At 62.4% G+C, this 19159-nt stretch carries 22 protein-coding genes, 1 other RNA gene and 1 other annotated feature; of the genes, 10 read left to right on the top strand and 13 right to left on the bottom strand.

All coding sequences use genetic code 11. The features are described from left to right. Positions 1–74: 74 nt before the first annotated feature. From ACVDHE_RS12075 to ACVDHE_RS12065, 3 genes are read left to right on the top strand one after another with little or no spacing between them, the layout of a single operon-like run. On the top strand, positions 75–1202 hold the full coding sequence (locus tag ACVDHE_RS12075) for an aminopeptidase (RefSeq protein WP_458884707.1): 1128 nt from the start codon (positions 75–77) through the stop codon (positions 1200–1202). 13 nt (positions 1203–1215) lie between these two features. Next, positions 1216–2475, top strand: a complete 1260-nt coding sequence (pepT, locus tag ACVDHE_RS12070; RefSeq protein WP_458884706.1) for a peptidase T — start codon at positions 1216–1218, stop codon at positions 2473–2475. A 3-nt stretch (positions 2476–2478) separates the two neighbouring features. Then, positions 2479–3552 (top strand): M24 family metallopeptidase, encoded by a 1074-nt coding sequence (locus ACVDHE_RS12065; RefSeq protein ID WP_418725088.1) that lies wholly within the window; start codon positions 2479–2481, stop codon positions 3550–3552. A 59-nt stretch (positions 3553–3611) separates the two neighbouring features. On the opposite strand, the gene ACVDHE_RS12060 is transcribed toward ACVDHE_RS12065, so the two are convergent. Continuing rightward, positions 3612–4559 carry a hypothetical protein gene (locus tag ACVDHE_RS12060; protein WP_458884705.1) on the bottom strand — a complete coding sequence of 316 codons (948 nt, stop codon included), beginning with the start codon at positions 4557–4559 and terminating at the stop codon, positions 3612–3614. Positions 4560–4779: 220 nt separating this feature from the next. Here ACVDHE_RS12060 and ACVDHE_RS12055 point away from each other — a divergent pair, with 220 nt between their 5' ends. Further along, entirely contained in the window at positions 4780–4977 is a 198-nt protein-coding gene (locus tag ACVDHE_RS12055; RefSeq protein WP_213038256.1) for an alpha/beta-type small acid-soluble spore protein, read from the top strand. A 261-nt stretch (positions 4978–5238) separates the two neighbouring features. Here ACVDHE_RS12055 and ACVDHE_RS12050 read toward each other — a convergent pair whose 3' ends face one another. Both ACVDHE_RS12050 and ACVDHE_RS12045 read right to left on the bottom strand, forming a co-directional pair. After that, complete coding sequence (locus ACVDHE_RS12050) at positions 5239–7854, bottom strand: transglycosylase domain-containing protein (protein ID WP_458884704.1); 2616 nt, start codon at positions 7852–7854, stop codon at positions 5239–5241. Positions 7855–7931: 77 nt separating this feature from the next. Continuing rightward, positions 7932–8084, bottom strand: coding sequence for a hypothetical protein (locus tag ACVDHE_RS12045; protein WP_458884703.1), 153 nt, complete (start codon positions 8082–8084; stop codon positions 7932–7934). A 72-nt stretch (positions 8085–8156) separates the two neighbouring features. Between ACVDHE_RS12045 and ACVDHE_RS12040 the strand changes: the two genes are divergently transcribed. From ACVDHE_RS12040 to ACVDHE_RS12020, 5 genes are all read left to right on the top strand, one after another. Next, positions 8157–8453: a DUF1292 domain-containing protein gene (locus ACVDHE_RS12040; RefSeq protein WP_213038253.1), complete on the top strand. Its 297-nt coding sequence runs from the start codon at positions 8157–8159 to the stop codon at positions 8451–8453. Positions 8454–8476: 23 nt separating this feature from the next. Next, positions 8477–8676: non-coding RNA, 6S RNA (gene ssrS, locus ACVDHE_RS12035), on the top strand. A 219-nt stretch (positions 8677–8895) separates the two neighbouring features. Beyond that, entirely contained in the window at positions 8896–10461 is a 1566-nt protein-coding gene (locus tag ACVDHE_RS12030; protein WP_458884702.1) for a peptidylprolyl isomerase, read from the top strand. Between the two features lie 113 nt (positions 10462–10574). After that, a complete protein-coding gene (locus tag ACVDHE_RS12025) occupies positions 10575–11315 on the top strand; it encodes a tRNA threonylcarbamoyladenosine dehydratase (protein WP_458884701.1) in 741 nt (246 codons plus the stop codon). Beyond that, positions 11312–12040 carry a DUF554 domain-containing protein gene (locus tag ACVDHE_RS12020; RefSeq protein WP_458886179.1) on the top strand — a complete coding sequence of 243 codons (729 nt, stop codon included), beginning with the start codon at positions 11312–11314 and terminating at the stop codon, positions 12038–12040. The genes ACVDHE_RS12025 and ACVDHE_RS12020 overlap by 4 nt, the downstream gene beginning before the upstream one ends. A gap of 53 nt (positions 12041–12093) precedes the next feature. Here ACVDHE_RS12020 and ACVDHE_RS12015 read toward each other — a convergent pair whose 3' ends face one another. Then, entirely contained in the window at positions 12094–12879 is a 786-nt protein-coding gene (locus ACVDHE_RS12015; RefSeq protein WP_458884700.1) for a hypothetical protein, read from the bottom strand. Then, a complete protein-coding gene (locus tag ACVDHE_RS12010) occupies positions 12870–13424 on the bottom strand; it encodes an RNA polymerase sigma factor (protein ID WP_458884699.1) in 555 nt (184 codons plus the stop codon). The genes ACVDHE_RS12015 and ACVDHE_RS12010 overlap by 10 nt, the downstream gene beginning before the upstream one ends. Before the next feature lie 202 nt (positions 13425–13626). Between ACVDHE_RS12010 and ACVDHE_RS12005 the strand changes: the two genes are divergently transcribed. Continuing rightward, positions 13627–13860 (top strand): hypothetical protein, encoded by a 234-nt coding sequence (locus ACVDHE_RS12005; RefSeq protein WP_458884698.1) that lies wholly within the window; start codon positions 13627–13629, stop codon positions 13858–13860. Between the two features lie 96 nt (positions 13861–13956). Here the strand turns inward: ACVDHE_RS12005 and ACVDHE_RS12000 are convergent, their stop codons facing one another. From ACVDHE_RS12000 to secE, 8 genes are all read right to left on the bottom strand, one after another. Continuing rightward, a complete protein-coding gene (locus ACVDHE_RS12000) occupies positions 13957–14985 on the bottom strand; it encodes a hypothetical protein (protein WP_458884697.1) in 1029 nt (342 codons plus the stop codon). A gap of 3 nt (positions 14986–14988) precedes the next feature. Further along, positions 14989–15456: an RNA polymerase sigma factor gene (locus ACVDHE_RS11995; RefSeq protein ID WP_458884696.1), complete on the bottom strand. Its 468-nt coding sequence runs from the start codon at positions 15454–15456 to the stop codon at positions 14989–14991. A 134-nt stretch (positions 15457–15590) separates the two neighbouring features. Further along, positions 15591–15962, bottom strand: a complete 372-nt coding sequence (rplL, locus tag ACVDHE_RS11990; RefSeq protein WP_213038246.1) for a 50S ribosomal protein L7/L12 — start codon at positions 15960–15962, stop codon at positions 15591–15593. Positions 15963–16013: 51 nt separating this feature from the next. Beyond that, positions 16014–16571, bottom strand: a complete 558-nt coding sequence (gene rplJ, locus ACVDHE_RS11985; protein WP_213038245.1) for a 50S ribosomal protein L10 — start codon at positions 16569–16571, stop codon at positions 16014–16016. 33 nt (positions 16572–16604) lie between these two features. Then, positions 16605–16734, bottom strand: a sequence feature (ribosomal protein L10 leader region). 309 nt (positions 16735–17043) lie between these two features. Next, on the bottom strand, positions 17044–17736 hold the full coding sequence (gene rplA, locus ACVDHE_RS11980) for a 50S ribosomal protein L1 (protein WP_213038244.1): 693 nt from the start codon (positions 17734–17736) through the stop codon (positions 17044–17046). Between the two features lie 93 nt (positions 17737–17829). Continuing rightward, complete coding sequence (rplK, locus tag ACVDHE_RS11975) at positions 17830–18255, bottom strand: 50S ribosomal protein L11 (RefSeq protein ID WP_213038243.1); 426 nt, start codon at positions 18253–18255, stop codon at positions 17830–17832. Between the two features lie 135 nt (positions 18256–18390). After that, positions 18391–18915, bottom strand: a complete 525-nt coding sequence (gene nusG, locus ACVDHE_RS11970) for a transcription termination/antitermination protein NusG (protein WP_213038242.1) — start codon at positions 18913–18915, stop codon at positions 18391–18393. 12 nt (positions 18916–18927) lie between these two features. After that, complete coding sequence (secE, locus tag ACVDHE_RS11965; protein WP_213038241.1) at positions 18928–19140, bottom strand: preprotein translocase subunit SecE; 213 nt, start codon at positions 19138–19140, stop codon at positions 18928–18930. Between the last annotated feature and the right edge of the window lie 19 nt (positions 19141–19159).

The raw sequence follows: 19159 nt of genomic DNA, 5'->3' as shown, positions 1-19159 counted from the left end.
AAGACGATCTTCTGCCCCGCTTTTTCTTATGTGCGGACATCCGCAACGACTGAAAGGAAAGTGAGGAACACACCATGGAAGATCCCCGTATTCGAAAATTCGCCAAGTTCCTGATCCGCAGCGCCGTGGGCCTGGAGAAGGGCGAGAAGATCCTGATCGAGCTCCACGGCAGCGAGACGGGCCTGATGAAGGCCCTGGTCCAGGAGGCCTACGCCGTGGGCGGCAAGCCCTTCATCCACATCTTTGACTACACCGTGGAGGGCGCCCTGGTCCAGGGAGCCGACGACGCCCACATGGAGGAGATCGCCGCCTATGAGCTGGCGCGCATGAAGGACATGGACGCCTATATCGACATCCGCGCCACCCCCAACATCAGCGCCTGGCACAACGTCTCCGACGAGGCCCAGCGCCGCTACCGGCAGTTCTACTGGGGTCCCATCCACCTGGCGGAGCGGTGCAACCACACCAAGTGGTCCGTCCTGCGCTACCCCAACGACGCCATGGCCCAGCTGGCCGGCATGTCCACGGAGGAGTATGAGGACTTCTACTTCCGGGCCTGCCTGGTGGACTACGACAAGATGGGACGGGCCATGGAGCCGCTCCAGAAGTGGATGGCCCGGACCGACAAGGTCCATATCCTGGGCCCCGGCACCGACCTGACCTTCTCCATCAAGGGCATTCCCAGCTTCGGCATGCACGGCAACCGCAACATCCCCGACGGCGAGATCTACACCTCCCCGGTCCGGGAGTCCGTCAACGGCCGCATCACCTACAACTGCCCCTCCCCCTACGACGGCTTCTTGTTCCGGGACGTGTGCCTGGAGTTCCGGGACGGAAAGATCGTGGAGGCCACCAGCAACAACACCCCCTACATGAACGAGATCTTCGACATCGACGAGGGCGCCCGCTACGTGGGCGAGTTCGCCTTCGGCGTCAACCCGGTCATCACCAAGCCCATCGGCGACATCCTCTTTGACGAGAAGATCGCAGGCAGCTTCCACCTGACCCCCGGCAACAGCTATGACAACGCCTCCAACGGAAACCACTCCGCCGTCCACTGGGACCTGATCCAGATCCAGACGCCGGAGTACGGCGGCGGCGAGATCTGGTTCGACGACGTGCTGATCCGCAAGGACGGCCTCTTCGTGCCGGAAGAGCTGCAGTGCCTGAACCCGGAAAACCTGCTGTCCGACAAAGAATAAGGAGGGACTTCTCGTGGACAATGTTGTGGACCGCCTGATCCGCTACGCCAAAATTTATACCGAGAGCGACTACCACGCCCCCGCCGACGCCGCCCCCAGCACCCGGCGCCAGTTCGATCTGGCCCATCTGCTGGTGGAGGAGCTGCGGGGCCTGGGCGTGGACAACGCCCGCTGCGACGAGACCTGCTACGTCTATGCCACCATCCCCGCCACGCCGGGCTGCGAACACCTGCCCGCCATCGGCCTCATCGCCCACATGGACACCACTCCCGACATGACCGGCAAGGACGTCAAGCCCCAGGTGCTGCACTACGACGGCGGCGACCTGGTGCTCAACCGGGAGCAGAACATCGTCATGGAGGCCGCCAAGTTCCCCGAGCTGCAAAAATTCGTGGGCCAGGATCTGGTCTGCACCGACGGCACCACCCTGCTGGGCGCCGACGACAAGGCCGGCGTGGCCATCATCCTCCAGGCGGTGGAGGAGCTTCTGGCCGAGGGCGCTCCCCACGGCAAGCTCTGCCTGGGCTTCACCCCCGACGAGGAGATCGGCCGGGGCACCGACCACTTCGACGTGGCCGGCTTCGGCGCCGACTTCGCCTACACCCTGGACGGCGGCGACATCACCGACTATGAGTACGAGACCTTCAACGCCGCCAAATCCGTGGTCACCATCAACGGCTTCAGCATCCACCCCGGCACCTCCAAGGACAAGATGAAAAACGCCATCCTCATCGCCCAGGAGTTCAACGGCCTGCTGCCGCCTCTGGAGACCCCGGCCCACACCGAGGGCTATCAGGGCTTCTTCCACCTCCAGGAGATGCACGGCGTGGCGGAGAAGGCCGTGATGGAGTACATCGTCCGGGACCACAGCATGGAGCGGTTCCTCCAGCGCAAGGCCGCCCTGGATCAGGCCGCGGAGCAGATCGACCGCCGCTACGGCCCCGGCACCGCCGTGGTGGACACCCGGGACCAGTACTACAACATGTATGAGGTGCTCAAGGATCACATGGAGATCGTGGCCCTGGCGGAGGCGGCCATGAAGGCAGCCGGCATCGCCCATCCCACCCACTCCCCCATCCGGGGCGGCACCGACGGGTGCATGCTGACCTACAAGGGCCTGCTGTGCCCCAACCTGCCCAGCGGCGGACACAATGCCCACGGCCGGTTCGAGTTCGCGCCGGTGGAGTCCCTCAAGACCGGCGTGCGGACCGTGAAGGCCCTGGTGTCCCCGGCGCTGGTGGAAACTGTGATCTTGAAAAAGGAGGAGAACTGAACCATGTATGAAAAGCGCATCCAGCGGGTTCTGGAGGCCCTGGAGGCCATGGGGCTGGAGCAGATGATCGTCTCCGACCCGGACAGCATCTGGTATCTCACCGGCTACTATGTATACCCCTTTGAGCGGCTTTTCGCCCTGTACCTGCGGCGGGACGGGAACCACAAGCTGTTTTTGAACCGTCTGTTCCCGGTGCCGGAGGCGCCCTGGGAGCAGGTGTGGTTCTCCGATACCGACGATTACCTCTCCATCCTGGCCCAGCACGTGGACGGCACAAAGCCCATGGGCGTGGACAAGGACTGGCCGGCCCGGTTCCTGCTGCCTTTGATGGCGGCCCATCCGGGGTGCCGGTGCGTGGTGGCCTCCGACTGCGTGGACGACGCCCGGGCCTGCAAGGACGCGGCGGAGCGGGACTTGATGCGCACCGCCTCCGCCATCAACGACACCGTCATGGAGCGGGCCATGGCCTTCATCCGGGAGGGCATGACGGAGCGGGAGATCGCCGACTACATCGTCGCCCAGTACGCCGTGGAGGGCTGTGACACCATGGCCTTCCAGCCCATCGTCTCCTTCGGCGCCCACGCCGCAGACCCCCACCACGAGGCGGACCAGACCCGGCTGAAGGCCGGAGACTGCATCGTCATCGACATGGGCTGCCGGAAGGACCGGTACTGCTCCGACATGACCCGCACCTTCTTCTGCGGCCAGCCGGCGGCCAAGCACGCCGCTATCCACGATCTGGTCCGGGAGGCCAACGAGCGGGCCGAGGCCCTGATCCGGCCCGGCGTGCCCCTGCGGGACCTGGACAAGGCCGCCCGGGACCACATCGCCGCCGCCGGCTATGGGGAGTTCTTCACCCACCGTCTGGGCCACTTCATCGGCCAGACCGAGCATGAGAAGGGCGACGTCAGCTCCGCCACGGACCTGATCGCCAAGCCCGGTATGGTGTTCTCCATCGAGCCCGGCGTATATCTGCCCGGCGAGTTCGGCGTCCGGGTGGAGGATCTGGTGCTGGTGACGGAGGACGGCTGCGAGATCCTCAACCACGTGGACAAGCACTGGCGCAGCGTTGGCTGACCGGCACTATTTCAAAAAAACAGCGGACGGCGAAACTGCCGTCCGCTGTTTTCTTTTTTTCAGGCCTCCGACACCAGCCGGTCCAGATCCGCCTGGGCGGCAGAGAGCTGGTGCTCCGCCTCCGCCAGCTCCCCGTTGAGCCGGTCCTGGATGCCCCGGATGCGGCTTTGCAGGCCGTACATCTCGTTCTGGGACCGCTGGATCTGATCCCGGACCATCCAGTCGCTGAAGATGTTGTCGAAAAAGATATCCACCGCCTGCATCATGCCGCCGGGCCGGACGTCGAACTGCTCCAGCCGTTCCACATCCGCCAGTTCCGCCTGATAGCGGCGCAGATCGCCCCGCAGCGCTTCGATCTGATTCTGGGCCTCGTCCAGGCGGCTGTACTTCATCATATCCGCCACCAGGCCGCCGCCCAGGAGATCCCAGGTGCTCCAGCCGCCGGCACTGTCCAGCTTGTCAATGGCCCCGCTCAGCCGCTCCAGAACCCGGTCGCCGGCGGTCAGCGCCTCCCGCAGCTCCCGGCGGCGGGCGATCAGAGCGGCGATGCGGTTCTCCAGACTGCCGATCCGCTCCCGCAGATCCGGGTCCGCGGCTTTCAGCGCCTCCTGACGGCTGCGGAGGAAGGCCTCGTACCGCTCCGGACAATCCGCCGAGGCCCGGATGCGGTCCTGGCAGGCCTCCAGTTCCCGCTGTACCTCCTCCAGCTGCCGCTGGGCGCTCTGGTACTGCAAGCGGGCCGCCAGGGCCTCCGCCTCCTCCTGCTCCAGCCGCTCCTCCTTCCGGCCGGTGAGGCTGGCCAGCAGAGCGGACAGACTCGCCCCCTCCAGCCGGTCCACGTCGGCCTGCTCCTTGTCCCAGGCCTGCCGCAGCCGCTCCGCCTCCCGGCGGCACTGCCACTCCTGCTGCCGCAAAGTCTCCAGCAGGGCCTGGTCCCGCCGCAGAGCGGCCAACTCCTCCCGCAGGCGGGCCAGCTCCTGCCGCGGGTCTGTCAGGTGCTCGGTCATCGTCCTCTCCTCCTTGTCGTCCGCTCATCATTTTTCATCCGATTGATTTAACGCTATTGTAGCACTCCGGCAGCTATTTCGTCGTTACAATTCTGTGACAAGCAGATTTTTCCGGCGAAAAAACGGAATATTCCCCTTTCTTCGAGTCAAACTAGGCTCGCGATACCCAGCAAGAACCCAAACAACAAAACCGATGATTTAGGAAAAGGAGAACATCAACATGTCTGCTAAGAATAACAACAAGATCAACGTCCCCGAGGCCCGTGCCGCTATGAACAAGTTCAAGATGGAGGCCGCCTCTGAGGTGGGCGTCAATCTGAAGGAAGGCTACAACGGCGACCTGACCTCCCGTCAGGCCGGCTCCGTGGGCGGCCAGATGGTCAAGAAGATGATCGAGTCCTACGAGAAGAGCCTGTAAGCTCCCTCTGAACCCAAAAAGGCGGCCCGGCAAATGCCGGGCCGCCTCAGCGCGGCGAAAAAACTTTTCACCGCGCTGAGCAAGTTTTTTGAACCTTCAAAAAGGTCAAAAAACGGATGATTGAAAACGAAAGACACCCCTCCTGGGTTTCTTTCGTAGCTATCTTCCTTCCCGTTGCGTAAGACTTTCTTTTCCCCCCGGATAGACCAAGGCGGCCCGGCAAATGCCGGGCCGCCTTTACGCGCATAACCCATACGGGATTCAGTTGGTGGGAGCGGGACCGATGATGTTGGCCCACCACTCTTCCTGGCTCCCGCCGGTGCCGTCTCCGCTCTCCGGCGTCTGATTGGCCGGATTGTTGGGGTCGTCGTCGATAAAGGGCGCGTCGGGGTCATTGGGGTCCACCGGGACGTTGGGATCCACCGGAACCACCGCCGCGGTGGTGTGGACAGGGCATCCGCCGCTCTCTTCCGCGGCCTTTTCCAGCGAAGAGATGAGATAGGCGTCGTCGTCGGCCTTAATGCTCTCGCCGTAGTCCTCCCGCACATAGTCCAGATAGCCCTTCTGCACCACAGAGGTCTCCGGACAGAATTCACCGGCCAGGCAGTTGCCCTCGGTGCAGATGTTCACCAGTTTGTGGAGCGTGCACTCCTCTTTTGGCTCTGTCCCGGTAGCCACCGTCACCTGAACGGCCCGGTCACCCCGGGAATCGGCGTGGCAGGCGTCGGTACAGAGCAGGCCGCTGTCGGCACAGATGGTGACCGTGGTCAGGCCGGTGGAGGGCTTGGCAAAGGACTTATTCTCCAAATCGGCGTGGACCTGCTGCATCACCTGCTTCCACAGCGACGCCGCCGGGTTCACAGAGTAGCTGATGCGCTCGTTCTCCTTGTAGCCGACCCAGACCGCCGCCACATAGTAGGGCGTGTAGCCCACGAAGTAGCGGTCGAAGTTGTCGTTGGTGGTACCGGTCTTGCCGGCGATGCTCATGCCGTTGAAGCGGGCGGCACCGCCGGTGCCGTTGCTGACGGCCTTTTGCAGCATGGTGGTCATGAGGTACGCCGTGGACTCCTTCATAGCCACGTGCTGTTCGCCGGTGTTCTCCAGGATCACTGTGGAGTTGTCCTCACCCAGTACCTTGAGATAGGTCTTGGGCTCGTTGTAAATGCCGCTGTTGGCGAAGGAGGCGTAGGCCGCCGCCATCTCCACGGTGGAAAGGCCGTAGGTCAATCCGCCCAGGCCCAGAGGACTCACATCCATATCCTCGGGCGACAGACTCAGCCCCAGCTTCTCCGTGGCAAAGGCGTAGGCGTTGGTGACGCCGCCCTTCTGGAGCGCCTGGACCGCAATGGTGTTGATGGATTTCTGGATACCCATGCTGACGCTGGTCCAGCCGGTGTAAGTGTTGGGCGAGTTCTTGGGCCAGGGAGACCCGTTCATCAGCTGGACAGGATAGTTGTCAAAGGTGGTGCCGGGATTGATGGCACCGGAGTCCAGCGCCGGGGCATAGGCCGTCAGGGGCTTGATGGAAGAGCCGGGCTGCTGGATATCCGTGGCGTAGTTCCACAGGAGGTTGCCCTCCTTTGGACCCATATCGCCCACCATGGCCACGATATTGCCGGCATAGGGGTCGATGATGGTGATGCCGGAGTGGATCAGCTGGCCGGAGGCGGAGGTCAGATTGTTCAGACTCCCCCGATCCTCATAGACCGACTCAGCGATGGACTGGATCTCCGGGTCCAGCGTGGTGTAGATGTGATAGCCGCCGTTGTAGAGGAGCGTCTCCGCCTCCTTGGTGGAAATGCCCTTCTCCTCCACCAGGTCCGCCGTCACGTCCCGGATCACCTGATCCACGAACCAGGAGTTATACATGCTCTCTCCGGTGGCCTCCGCCACCACGTCGTCGGCGGAGGTGGAGCCGTCGGTGAACTGGAGGATCTCATCCTTGGCGGCCTGCGCCTGCTCCTCGGTCAGATAGGTGCTCCAGCTCTCCGGGTCGCTCAGGTCATCCTTCATGGTAGCGGGGCCCTTGACCTCCGCCATCTTGTTGAGAATGTTCTCCTGGCGCTCCTTGTTCAGTTCCCGGGGCGTGGTGGTGGTTCCATCCTCCCGGGTGATGGTGATGTCGTACATGGGGCCGTACATGGAGGGGTTGTTGGTGATGGCAATAAGGCTGGCGCACTCCGCCACGTCCAGCTCGCTGACATCCTTGCCGAAGTAGAACTGCGCGGCGGTCTGGACGCCGTAACAGCCCTGACCCAGGTAGATGAAGTTGAGATAGAGCTCCAGAATATCCCACTTGGTATAGTTCTTCTCAAACTCCAAGGCGCGGAAGATCTCCCGGACCTTCCGGTTGACGGTGCCGTCGTTGTCCTTGGTCATGTTTTTGAGCACCTGCTGGGTGATGGTGGAACCGCCGAAGGTATCCTTCGTGTCGGTCACCAGGTTCACCGCGGCGCCCAGGGTCCGTTTCCAGTCCACGCCGTTGTGCTCGAAAAATCGCTGATCCTCAATGGCCACCGCCGCCTGCCACAAAGCGTCCGGCATGTCCTCGATGTCCACCCAGATGCGGTTTTCCGTGCCGTGGATGGTCTGATACTCCACCCACTCCCCGCTCGCCTTATCCTGATAATAGATAAAGGAGCTGTAATTCATGGTGTAATCGTCGGCGTTCACCTGGAGCACCGGAGTCAGCGTAGTCTCCGCGTACTTCATAAAAATCCAGGCCATCATGGCCGACGTGCACACGCCGATCAGCACCAGCGTCATCAGGACGAACAAGAACCGCTTGACGATTCTTCCCGCGCCGCCGCGCCGCTTGGGCTTGGGCTCCCGGCGGGGCGGCGTTTTGGGCGCTTCCTCCCGTCTGCCGTGTTCCATGGCGGGCACCTCCTTCTTTCGTGTGATGTTTGCGAAAAAGCGTTCTGCCGCACCGCCGCTCCGGCGGCCGCATAGGCTCACAACTCGCCATAATACTTACTATTGTACCACCGCGTGTCAACACTGAAAAAGTCGCTTTTTATCGGTAAAAAGTTCCCACTCCCTGCAATTTTTTTCTTTTTGGCCTGGAAAATTCCTGCTGATCCATGCATCTTTTCGTCATTTTCCAAAGTTCCCCCCCTTGCAATCCGGTGCGAACTCGTGTAAAATGACAATACCCAAGAAGAGAAGGAGGACCGACCATGAGCGAAGAGTTCGGCCCCACGTTCATCACCGTTACCGACGAGGATGGGAAAGAGCTGGTGCTGGAGTTTGTGGATACCCTGGAGCACAACGGCCAGACCTACCAGGCCTTTTTCCCCGCCGAGACCGAGGGCGAGAATGAGGACGACCCGGACAACGGCCTGGTGATCCTGAAGGTGATCCACGAAGACGGGGAGGACCTGTTCTCCACACTGGACAGCGACGAGGAGATCGACACGGTCTACGAGCTGTTTATGGAGCAGCTGTTTGCCGACGAGGAGGAGGACCCCTCCTGAGCGGAGGATCGTTTTTGTTGTATGATACCCTGCGGGGTGCGTGATAGGTCTTTTTTTAACCCACATTTCGTTATAAGGGATGCCAGATCAGTTCGTGGTTCGCAGGCCTCCCGGCTGCCGTCTGCGGCTGGAAGTTGGAAGCGATAAAGCGCGCTGGAGGCAACCCACCTGGCCGTGAAGGTGCAGGTTATAACGAGCCCTACACGGCCGCCGCGGGGTGTCTTTATGCGAAGCAGCAACGCTGCTTCATTTTTTTGTCATTTTTCCTCCGCTCCCCCTGCTTCCGCCCCATATTTCCTCGGCTTTCCGCCGGGAATCCACATTTTCCACTTGCACAATGGCGCCATATCCGGTATAATGTGCAAGTGCGTAATTTCCGGATCCACGCCGCCCTTCGCGGCGGCGCACCGTGCACTTGAAAACTTGAGAGGACTGAACACAAATGAGCGCATCGAGAGAAAAGAAGAACCGTCAGGATCAGGCCGGCTCCGGCTGGGTCGATCCCAAGACCGCCCGGGAGGCCAAGCAGCGCAAGGAAGAAAAGCGCAACAACCTCCTCTACGGCACCATTTTTGTGATCTTCCTGCTGGTGGCCGCGGCCGCCATCGTCTGGAAGTCCAACATCATCCAGCGGACTGCCACCGCCGTCACTATTGACGGAGAGAAGTACACCGCCGCTGAGGTGAACTACTACTACCAGAACCTCTACCAGACCTTCCTCCAGAACAATTACAGCTATCTCAGCTATATCGGCATCGACACCACCACCTCCTTGAAGGACCAGACCGTGTCCTCCATGGGCACCATGTTCACCGGCGCTGAGGAGGGCACCACCTGGCACGACTACTTCCTGGACCAGGCCCTGGACCAGATGGCCGACACCCAGGCTCTGGAGGCTGCCGCCGAGGCCGACGGCTACACCTGGACCGAGGAGATGCAGGCCAGCCTGGATGAGTCCATGGAGGCTCTGTCCTCCAATGCCGCCACCTACGGTTATACCGAAAAGCAGTATCTCAGCATGATTTTCGGCAGCACCATGACCAAGAGCGTCTATGAGGAGCAGACCAAGCGCTCCATCCTGGTCAGCAGCTATATCACCGACTATCAGAACTCCCTGACCTATACCGAGGACGAGCTGGAGGAGGCCTATGAGGCCGACCGCAACAGCTACGATCTGGTTTCCGCCCAGTATGTCCGCGTCAGCGGCGCCGCTGCCACCACCGATGACGAGGGCAACGAGATCGAGGTCACTGAGGAGATGTCCGCCGAGGCCATGGCTACCGCCAAGGAGATTGCCGACCAGATCTATGCTGACTGGCAGGCTGGCGGCGACCTGCAGGAGCTGGCGGACGCCAGCGAGGGCAGCGCCACCTATACCGACACTGACAGCGCCACCTATGCCAGCTCCACCCTGAACGACTGGCTCTTTGACGACGCCCGCGAGGCCGGCGACTCCGCCGTGCTGGAGGACGAGTCCGGTTCCGCCTACTATGTGGCGGTGTTTGAGAGCAAGTCCCGCAACGACTACGACACCGTGGATGTGCGCCACATTCTGATCCAGCCCGAGGCCAGCGAGCTCTCCAGCGACGACGAGGGTTACGAGGACGATGTGGCCGCCAAGAAGGCCGAGGCTCTGGAGAAGGCCGAGGCCCTGCTGGAGGAGTGGAAGGCCGGCGAGGCCACCGAGGACTCCTTCGCTGAGCTGGCCAAGACCAACTCCTCCGACGGCTCCGCCTCCGAGGGCGGCCTGTACACCGAGGTCTACAAGGGCCAGATGGTGGCCGAATTTGAGGACTGGTGCTTCGATCCCGCCCGTCAGGCCGGCGACACCGGCGTGGTGGAAACCACCTACGGCGCCCATGTCATGTACTTCGTGGGCTATGACACTCCCTACTGGCAGGTCCAGGTCCGGAACAACCTGCGCACGGACGCCGTGAACCAGTGGTACGAGGAAAAGACCGGCGAGCTGACTGTGGAGCAGGGCTCCGGCATCAGCTACGTGGGCTGAGCCTCCGGTCCACCGGGATCAGACAGATGACGACCCGCGGCCGGCTTTGAAGCGTTTCAAAGCCGGCCGCGCTTTTGCCCTTCTCACAGGGCCGAACTCCGGGAGGTATGACCGTGGAACACCCCTTTCTGCGCAATGAAATGATATGGGGCCAGGAGGCTCAGGCGCGGCTGGCCGCCGCCCACGTGATCCTCTTCGGCCTGGGCGGCGTGGGCAGCTACGCCGCCGAGTGTCTGGCCCGCTCCGGCATCGGGGAGCTGACCATCGTGGACAGCGACACCGTGGCCCTGACCAACCTGAACCGGCAGCTGGAGGCTCTCCATTCCACCCTGGGCCAGCCCAAGGCGGAGGCGGTGGGACGGCGGCTGCTGGACATCAACCCCGCTCTGAAGCTCCACGCGGTCCACGGGCTCTACGATGCGGCCCACCGGGACCGCTTCTTTCCGGAGGGCTGCCGGTACGACTACATCGTGGACGCCATCGACCTGGTCAGCTGTAAGCTGGATCTGGCAGAGACCGCCCGGCGGCTGAGCATCCCCCTCATCATGGCCCTGGGCACCGGCAATAAGCTGGATCCTGCCCAGCTGCGTCTGGCGGACATCGCCGAGACCTACGGCTGTCCCCTGGCCCGGGTCATGCGCAAGGAGCTGCGCCGCCGTGGGATTGAACACCAGCGGGTGGTGTTCAGCCCGGAGGAACCCCTGTCTCCCGTCTCCCAGCCGGAGGCACCTCCGCCGGGGCGGCGCAGCGTTCCCGCCAGCAACCCCTGGGTCCCCGCTGCCGCCGGACTGCTGCTGGGCAGCGCCGTGGTCCGGGACCTGATCCAACAAGAAAGAGAAGATCGACTATGCTGACTGGTACCATCGTCAACGCCCTGGCCATTCTGGCCGGTTCTGCCGCGGGCCTGCTCATCAAATGGCTGGCGGGCAAATTTTCCAGCTCTCTGATCGGGGCCAACAACCTGGGGCTGCGGCTCCAGGACATCATTATGAAGGGCGTGGCCCTGTGCGTGCTGTACATCGGCATCGACGGGTGTCTGGCCGGGGAAAACACCCTGGCGGCCATCCTCTCCATGGTCCTGGGCGCCGTGATCGGCGAACTGCTGGACCTGGACCGGCGGATGCACACCCTGGGCGACCTCGTGCAGAAAAAGACGGAGAACCTGATCCAGCAGGACGGCGGCGCCTCCGTGTCCGAGGGCTTTGTCACCGCCAGCCTCCTGTTCTGTGTGGGGGCCATGGCCATCGTGGGCTCCCTCCAGGACGGCCTGACCGGAGACCACACCACCCTCTTTGCCAAATCCCTGCTGGACGGCATCAGCGCCGTGGTGTTCGCCTCCTCCCTGGGGATCGGCGTGGCCTTCTCCGCCGCGGCGGTGTTCCTGTACCAGGGCGCCATCGCCCTGATGGCCTCCTTCATCTCCCCCTTCCTGGGGGAGGCGGTGATCGCGGAGATGACCTGCGTGGGTTCACTGCTGATCATCGCCCTGGCGCTGAATATGCTGGGCATCACCAAGATCAAGGTCATGAACCTGGTACCCGCCTGCATCCTGCCCATCTTTTTGTGCATGGTCATGTGAGGCGTATATACGGAAAAAAAGAGACGGCGCTGCCGTCTCTTTTTTTCCGTGGATCAGATGCCGTTGAGGGCCGTCACCAGCGTCTCCATAGCCTGCTCGGCCTGCCCTGGCAAATACAGCACATCGACGGAGTAGAGCACCTGTTCCCTGGCGAGGAAGCCGCAGGCCATGCCGCCGCCCTGCCGGCTCTGCGCAAGGACGAGCTGGGCGGTCTCCCCGCCGGCGGTGGAGATCGTCTCCTGCTCTATGACCTCCAGATCGTAGAAAAAGTAGCAGTTGCCCCGGTCCTCGGTGCAGGACTCCGTAAAGAAGGACGCCGTATACGTGCTGACGGCAGGCGTATTCTGGTAATCAAATCCTGCGGAGCTGCCGCCGGCACGAAGGCTCACCTGCGCCACCCTTCCGTTTTCCAGCGTCACCGTCACGTCGGTCTGGCCTGCCGGACCGGACGCCTCTACGCCCGCATAGGCCATCGCCTCTTCCCAGGTGTCAAAGGAGCGATACCGCTCCCCTGCGGCGGCATCCTCCAGCAGCTGGTCGGAAAACGCCTCTACCGGCGTGTCCTCCACCTGCCCCGCCACCTGAAAGACCGCGTCCGCCTCTGCCGTCAGCTTTCCGGACGACGCATAGGTCTCCGGGTCCGCCGCATCCAGCATCCGGATCTCCACCCCGCAGAACACCGCCACCGCCGTGCCCGCCAGCAGCAGCGCCGCGCAGGCCGCGATCACCGCCGGCCGTCTCCAGATCCGCCGCTGCCGGGGCGTCTCCGCCGCCGCCTCCAGCATGGCCGGATCCACATGGCTCAGCGCCTCATACAAGTCCTGCCCCCTCATTGCCAAAGCCCCTCCTCCTGTAAAAATGCCCGCAGCTTTTTGCGGGTCCGGTGCAGCGACATTTTCACCTTGCTCTCGCTGACGCCGCAGGTCTTTGCCACCTCTCGCACGCTCTCGGCGTACCAGTAACGCCGCAGGAAGAACCGCCGGTTCTCCTCCCCCAGGCCCGCCAGGAAGCGGCCCAGAGCCTCGCTCAGCGCCCGGCTGTCCGTCTCCCGCTCCCGCTGCCGGTCCGGGATGCACTGCTCCAGCTCCTCCGTCAGGGCCACCACCTCGCCCCGCCGCTTGGCGGCCCTCTCCCGCTCCAGGTATGTCAGGGCCTTGTTCCGGCATATGGCGGCCAGGTAGGCGAACAGATACACCGGCTCCTCCGGCGGGATGGCATTCCAGGCGGCGAGGTACGTGTCGCTGACGCACTCCTCGGCGTCCTGGGGACAGCCCAGCAGCCGCCCCGCCAGGGTCCGCAGCCGGGCGCCGTAGCGCTCCTCCAGCGCCGGAATGGCCCCCTGGTCCCGCTGGCGAAGCAGCGCCAGGATCTCCCGGTCCTCCATGGCCTCACCTCCCTCTCACCCTTATAGACAGGATTTTACCCCGGACAGTCACTCAATGACACTCAATTTTTTGCAGATTCCTCGCCCTTATGAAGCCGGGGCGTACATCCCGCGACCGCTCGGCAGTGCTCCGTTGACTTTGCATACCGCGTATGATAAGCTGGGGCAATCACAGGGCGAACTTGTGAAGGAGGGCTCTGCCATGAGCTTGAAACCCGCCAGAGCCCTTCTGCTTGCTTTTTGCGGTTTGATGTGCATTTCCCTTCTGCTCTGTTCTGCCACCAAGGAAGTCTGGCTGGGATACCTGGGAATCGGATTTGCTATGATGGGCGCAGCCCTCTGGGTGATTTTCGGCCGCTGTCCCAGCTGCGGGCATTTTCTGGGGCGGATCTATGGGCGATACTGTCCTCATTGTGGGGCGAAGATTCCGTGGTAATCCCGCTGTTCTCTCTGACAGAGAAACCCCTCCTGACTGGAATGGCTTCCGTCAGGAGGGTCCTTTTTTTGCAGATTCTATGCTGTCTGCCTAAGTTCAGTTCAACGGGATCTCCACATCCCCGAAGCGGAGGGCCGCGACTTTGCTCAGGTCCACCGGCATCCGCCAGTACCAGACGCTGCTCCACTGGGTATACGCCTCATCCCGGAAGCGGCTGTTACCGCTGGACCAATTCACCGTACTGCCATCCTCCAGCACCAGGGCACACTTGGAGGGTGTCCATTCCTGATCCTCCGCAGGCTGGACGTAAGAGATATCCGTGGCGGTAATCTTCACATCCCGCAGAGAGATGGTCTTTGTCTCCCGGGTCTCCAGCTTCTGGGCGGGTACTGAAATTTCCTCCAGGGTCAACACGCTCCCAAGCTCCCCGGCCTCCAGGGAGAACGTCAGGGTCCAATGCCCCTCCGCCAAGGTCACGTCCTCGTCGCCGCTCTCGGTCATATCATTGCACACCAGGTCGTCCAGAAGCAGCGTGGCCTGCCGGGACTGCGTCAGCAGGGAGGTCTGCCCCGCAAGGTCAATGGTGTACCGGACCAGCAGGGTCAGCGCACCGTCCTCCGTGACGCCGCCGTAGGGGAATTCAAAGCCATACCCGCCGGGGGTCTCCACCTCGTCCGGGTCCGGGTCCAGCGTCAGGTCGATGCTGTCAAAGTGGTATCGGAGGGCGGAGTCCTCCGCATATTCCCCACTGACCTTCAGCAGCATCCAGACCGTGCTGTTCCCCACGGTGACGGAGTCAACCGTCACCGTGGTCCCATTCTGGGTGTCACTGACACCCACGGGCCGCGTCAATTTGTCGATCAGAGCCAGCTGCTCCGCGTCCATGGCCGTCCCGGTGGTCTCCTGCCACTCCTGGGCGAACCAGCCCCGCAGGGTCCCCGGCATGCCCACGGCGGCCACCGCCGTGCCCGCCAGCACCACCAGCACCGCCGCGGCCAGCAGCGTCTTTTTTGGAAGGCGCCGCCGGGCGGGCCTTTGTTCCATCTTCGTCATCCGCGTTACCTCCTCACGCAAGCGGCTGGAGGAGCGCACCTCGTCAAACATCTCCCGATACTGTCGTTCCATGGTTCATTCCTCCAATTCCTGTTTCAGCTTCGCCCGGGCCCGGGCCAGCCGGGTCTGGACGGTGGAGGGATTCAGCCCCATCAGCTCCCCCACCTCCGCCACGGCGTAGCCCTCGAAGTAGTAGAGGTACAGGGGCAGCCGGTACTTGGCCGGCAGGGCCATCACCGCCTGGTACAGCTCCCACCGCTCCGGTGTGGAAAACGCCGGTTCCCGGCAGCTCTCCAGGGGCACCGTACGCTTGCGCCAGGGGCTTCGGGAGAAGTCCCGGCACACGTTCAGCGTCACCCGCACCAGGAAGTGGCGCAGGTGCTCCTCCCCTTCAAAGTCCGTGTCGGCCCGCCACAGCCGCAGCATGGCCTCCTGGGCGGCGTCCTCCGCGTCCTGGGGATGGCGGAAATAGTTCAGCGCGATGCGGTACACCATGTCCAGGTATCGCTCCGCGGCGCGGTGGAATTCCTGCTCGGTCAGCATGGGCGTCTCTCCTTGAAAAGCTTTTCACCTGTAATACGGAGGGAACGGGAAAAATATCTCACGGAAGTATGCGCGGAACCAAAAAAATTCCCTGCCCGGGTGGACAGGGAATTTTTTCAGGTTATGGAAGTAACTTACTTCAGCTCGACCTTGGCGCCGGCCTCTTCCAGCTGCTTCTTCAGAGCCTCGGCGTCGTCCTTGGACACGCCCTCCTTCAGGGTCTTGGGAGCGCCCTCGACAGTGGCCTTGGCCTCGGCCAGGCCCTGGCCGGTGATCTCGCGGACGACCTTGATGACCTTGATCTTGGCAGCGGCGTCGAAGCCAGCCAGGACCACGTCGAAGGAGGTCTTCTCCTCAGCGGCGGGAGCGGCAGCGCCGGCAGCGGGAGCAGCCATGGCGGCGGCAGACACGCCGAACTCCTCCTCCAGAGCGTGCACCAGCTCGCTCAGCTCCAGAACGGTCAGGGCCTTGATCTCTTCGATCATAGCAGTAACTTTCTCAGACATGTTAGTTAGCCTCCTGATTGTAAAATTTAAAAATAGATGTTGCCGGCCGGATTACTCGGCGGCGGGAGCGGGGGCAGCCTCCTCAGCGGGAGCGGCCTCCTCGGCAGCGGGCTCGCCGTTCTTCTCGGCGATCTGCTTCAGGACAACAGCCAGGCCGGTGATGGGCGCCAGCATGGTGCCCAGGAACTGGGCCTGCAGCACGGGCAGAGCGGGAATGGAAGCCAGGGACTGGATAGTGGCCAGGTCCACGGGCTTGCCCTCCATGAAGCCGCCCTTGATCTCAAACTTGTCGTTGAGCTTCTTGGCGTAGTTGCTCATGACGCGGGCGGGAGAGACGACATCGCTGTCGCACAGGGCCAGAGACGTGGTGCCGTTGAGCAGACCGTCCAGCTCGCTGAGGCCGGTGTTGTTGAACGCGAAGCGCAGCAGCGTGTTCTTCACAACGGCGTAGTCGATGCCGTTCTCGCGGCACTCCCGGCGCAGCGCGGTGTCTTCTTCAACGGTAATACCCTTGTAGTCGACAATCACGCCCGCCTGGGCCTTCTGGATCTTCTCGGTCAGCGCGGCGACGATGGCCTGCTTCTCGGATAAGACCTTTGCGTTGGGCATTCTTGTGTTCACCTCCATAGGAATTGTAGGTGCGTTCTAAAAAGGAAACCGTCCTTATGCCGCAAAGACACAAGGACGGATAGCAAATCATGTTTGCCGCCCTCGGCAGGACTTACGAGGGTCACCCCTCACCTGCTGTCTTTGGAACGCATCTAATATTATATTCAAGGGCATCACAAATGTCAACCCTCAAATATCATTTTCCCCAAAAAGTTCCCGCAAATCGGGAAAAGGGGCCAGGGGAAAACCTACGGTTTTCACCGGTTGATTTGCCGAAGGCAAATCAAGAAATTCAAATCATTTTCGGCAGGACACCCTCCAGAGGGGGCCTCTCTTGCCCCGTTGGGGCAATTCACCTTCTGCGCCTGCCGAAAATACCCCGACCCGCGCGCCCGAGGGGCGCTCACACCAGTGACCGACGTCACTGGTGGTGGGGTGGTTCGGAGGGGAGCCTGCTCCCCTCCGAGAGTCCTCAGATCAGCTTCGCAGTGTTCATCTTCACGCCGGGGCCCATGGTGGAGGCGGCGACGCAGCTGCGGATATACTGGCCCTTGGCGGCGGCGGGCTTGGCCTTGACGATAGCGCCCATGAGGGCGTTGTAGTTGTCGGTCAGCTTCTCGGGGCCGAAGGACACCTTGCCGATGGGGCAGTGGATGATGTTGGTCTTGTCCAGGCGGTACTCGATCTTACCGGCCTTGACCTCCTTGACGGCCTTGGCCACGTCGGGGGTGACGGTGCCGGCCTTGGGGGAGGGCATCAGACCCTTGGGGCCCAGGACCTTACCGAGACGGCCCACCACGCCCATCATGTCGGGGCTGGCGACCACCACGTCGAAGTCGAACCAGTTTTCCTTCTGGATCTTCTCCACCATATCCATATCGCCCACGTAGTCGGCGCCGGCCTCACGGGCGGCGTCAGCCTTGTCGCCCTTGGCGAACACCAGCACGCGGACGCTCTTGCCGGTGCCGTGGGGCAGCACGATGGCGCCGCGGACCTGCTGGTCGGCGTGCCGGGAGTCAACGCCCAGCTTCACATGCAGCTCGACGGTCTCGTCGAACTTGGCGCTGGCGGTCTTGCAGATGAGAGCCATGCCGTCGGCAGCATCGTACAGGGTGTTCTTGTCGATCTGCTTGGCACTTTCCTGATATTTCTTGCCTCTAAACAATGTTACTTCCTCCTCATAGTGGTTCTTCGGAATTGTTTCCTCCCACTGTATGGAGCGGCTGGAACCCGCCGCTCATTGGGTTGATGTCAGATCTCAGTCGCCCACCACGACGCCCATGGAACGGGCGGTGCCGGCGATCATGCTCATGGCGGCCTCCAGGCTGGCGGCGTTCAGGTCCTTCATCTTGATCTCGGCGATCTTCTGAACGGAAGCCTTGGAGATGGTGGCCACCTTGGTCTTGTTGGGGACACCGGAGCCGGACTCGATGTTGCACTCCTTCTTGATCAGGACAGCGGCGGGCGGCGTCTTGGTGATGAAGGAGAAGGAACGGTCGGCGTACACGGTGATGACCACGGGGATGATCATGCCGTTTTCATTCTTGGTGCGCTCGTTGAACTCCTTGGTGAAGGCGGCGATGTTCACGCCGTGCTGGCCCAGAGCGGGACCGACGGGGGGCGCGGGAGTCGCCTTGCCAGCGGGGATCTGCAGCTTCACATAACCAGTAATCTTCTGTGCCACTTCAGTAGCACCTCCTAAATCTATAAATGTGGTGTGGGACAGGATGTCCGTCCTTGGCGGGGCTTGAGGCCCCTCCCACTGTTGCCGGGACCGCCCGGCGGCGCCCCGTAGGGCGCGGGATGCTCAAAATTTGCGTCAGCTCTGGACCTCGACCTGGTCCAGCTCCAGCTCCACCGGGGTCTCCCGGCCGAACATGGAGACCATGACGCTGACCCGGTTCTTCTCGGGCTCGATCTCCTCCACCACGCCGGTAAAGCTGGCGAGGGGGCCGTCCACGATCCGGACGTGGTCGCCCACATTGTAGTTGACCACGATCTCGTGCTTCTCCATACCCATGGCAAGCACCTCTTCCTCCGTCAGGGGGATGGGCTTGTTGGCGGAGCCCACGAAACCGGTGACGCCGCGGACGTTGCGCACCAGGTGCCACGTGTCGTCCGTCATGACCATCTTCACCAGCACATAGCCGGGAAAGACCTTCCGCTCCACCTCTTTGGTGGTGCCGGACTCCGTGACCTCGGTGACCGTCTCCAGGGGGATCTCGATCCGCAGGATCATATCCTCCATGCCGCGGCCGTTGACGAATTTTTCAATGCTGGTCTTGACGGCGTTCTCATAGCCGGAATAGGTATGAACGACATACCACTTCGCGCTGTCTGACATACCGTCCGCTCCTTAACCCAGAACGCTGATGATCATCTGGACGGCGGTGACCGCCACGAAATCGAAGATCCAGATGCAGGCGCCGATCAGCAGGGAGCACAGCAGCACCGTGCCGGTGTTGGCCATCACGGTCTTGCGGGTAGGCCACACGACCTTCTTCAGCTCGCTTTTCATCTCGCGGAACCAGAGGCCGCGGTCCTTCTTCTTCTTGACTTCTTCTGCCATTTACGTTACACGCCCTTTC

The organism is Dysosmobacter sp. Phy (assembly GCF_054476235.1).
Note: the sequence above shows the minus strand (reverse complement) of the source record. Positions and strands in the feature narration are given on the sequence as shown.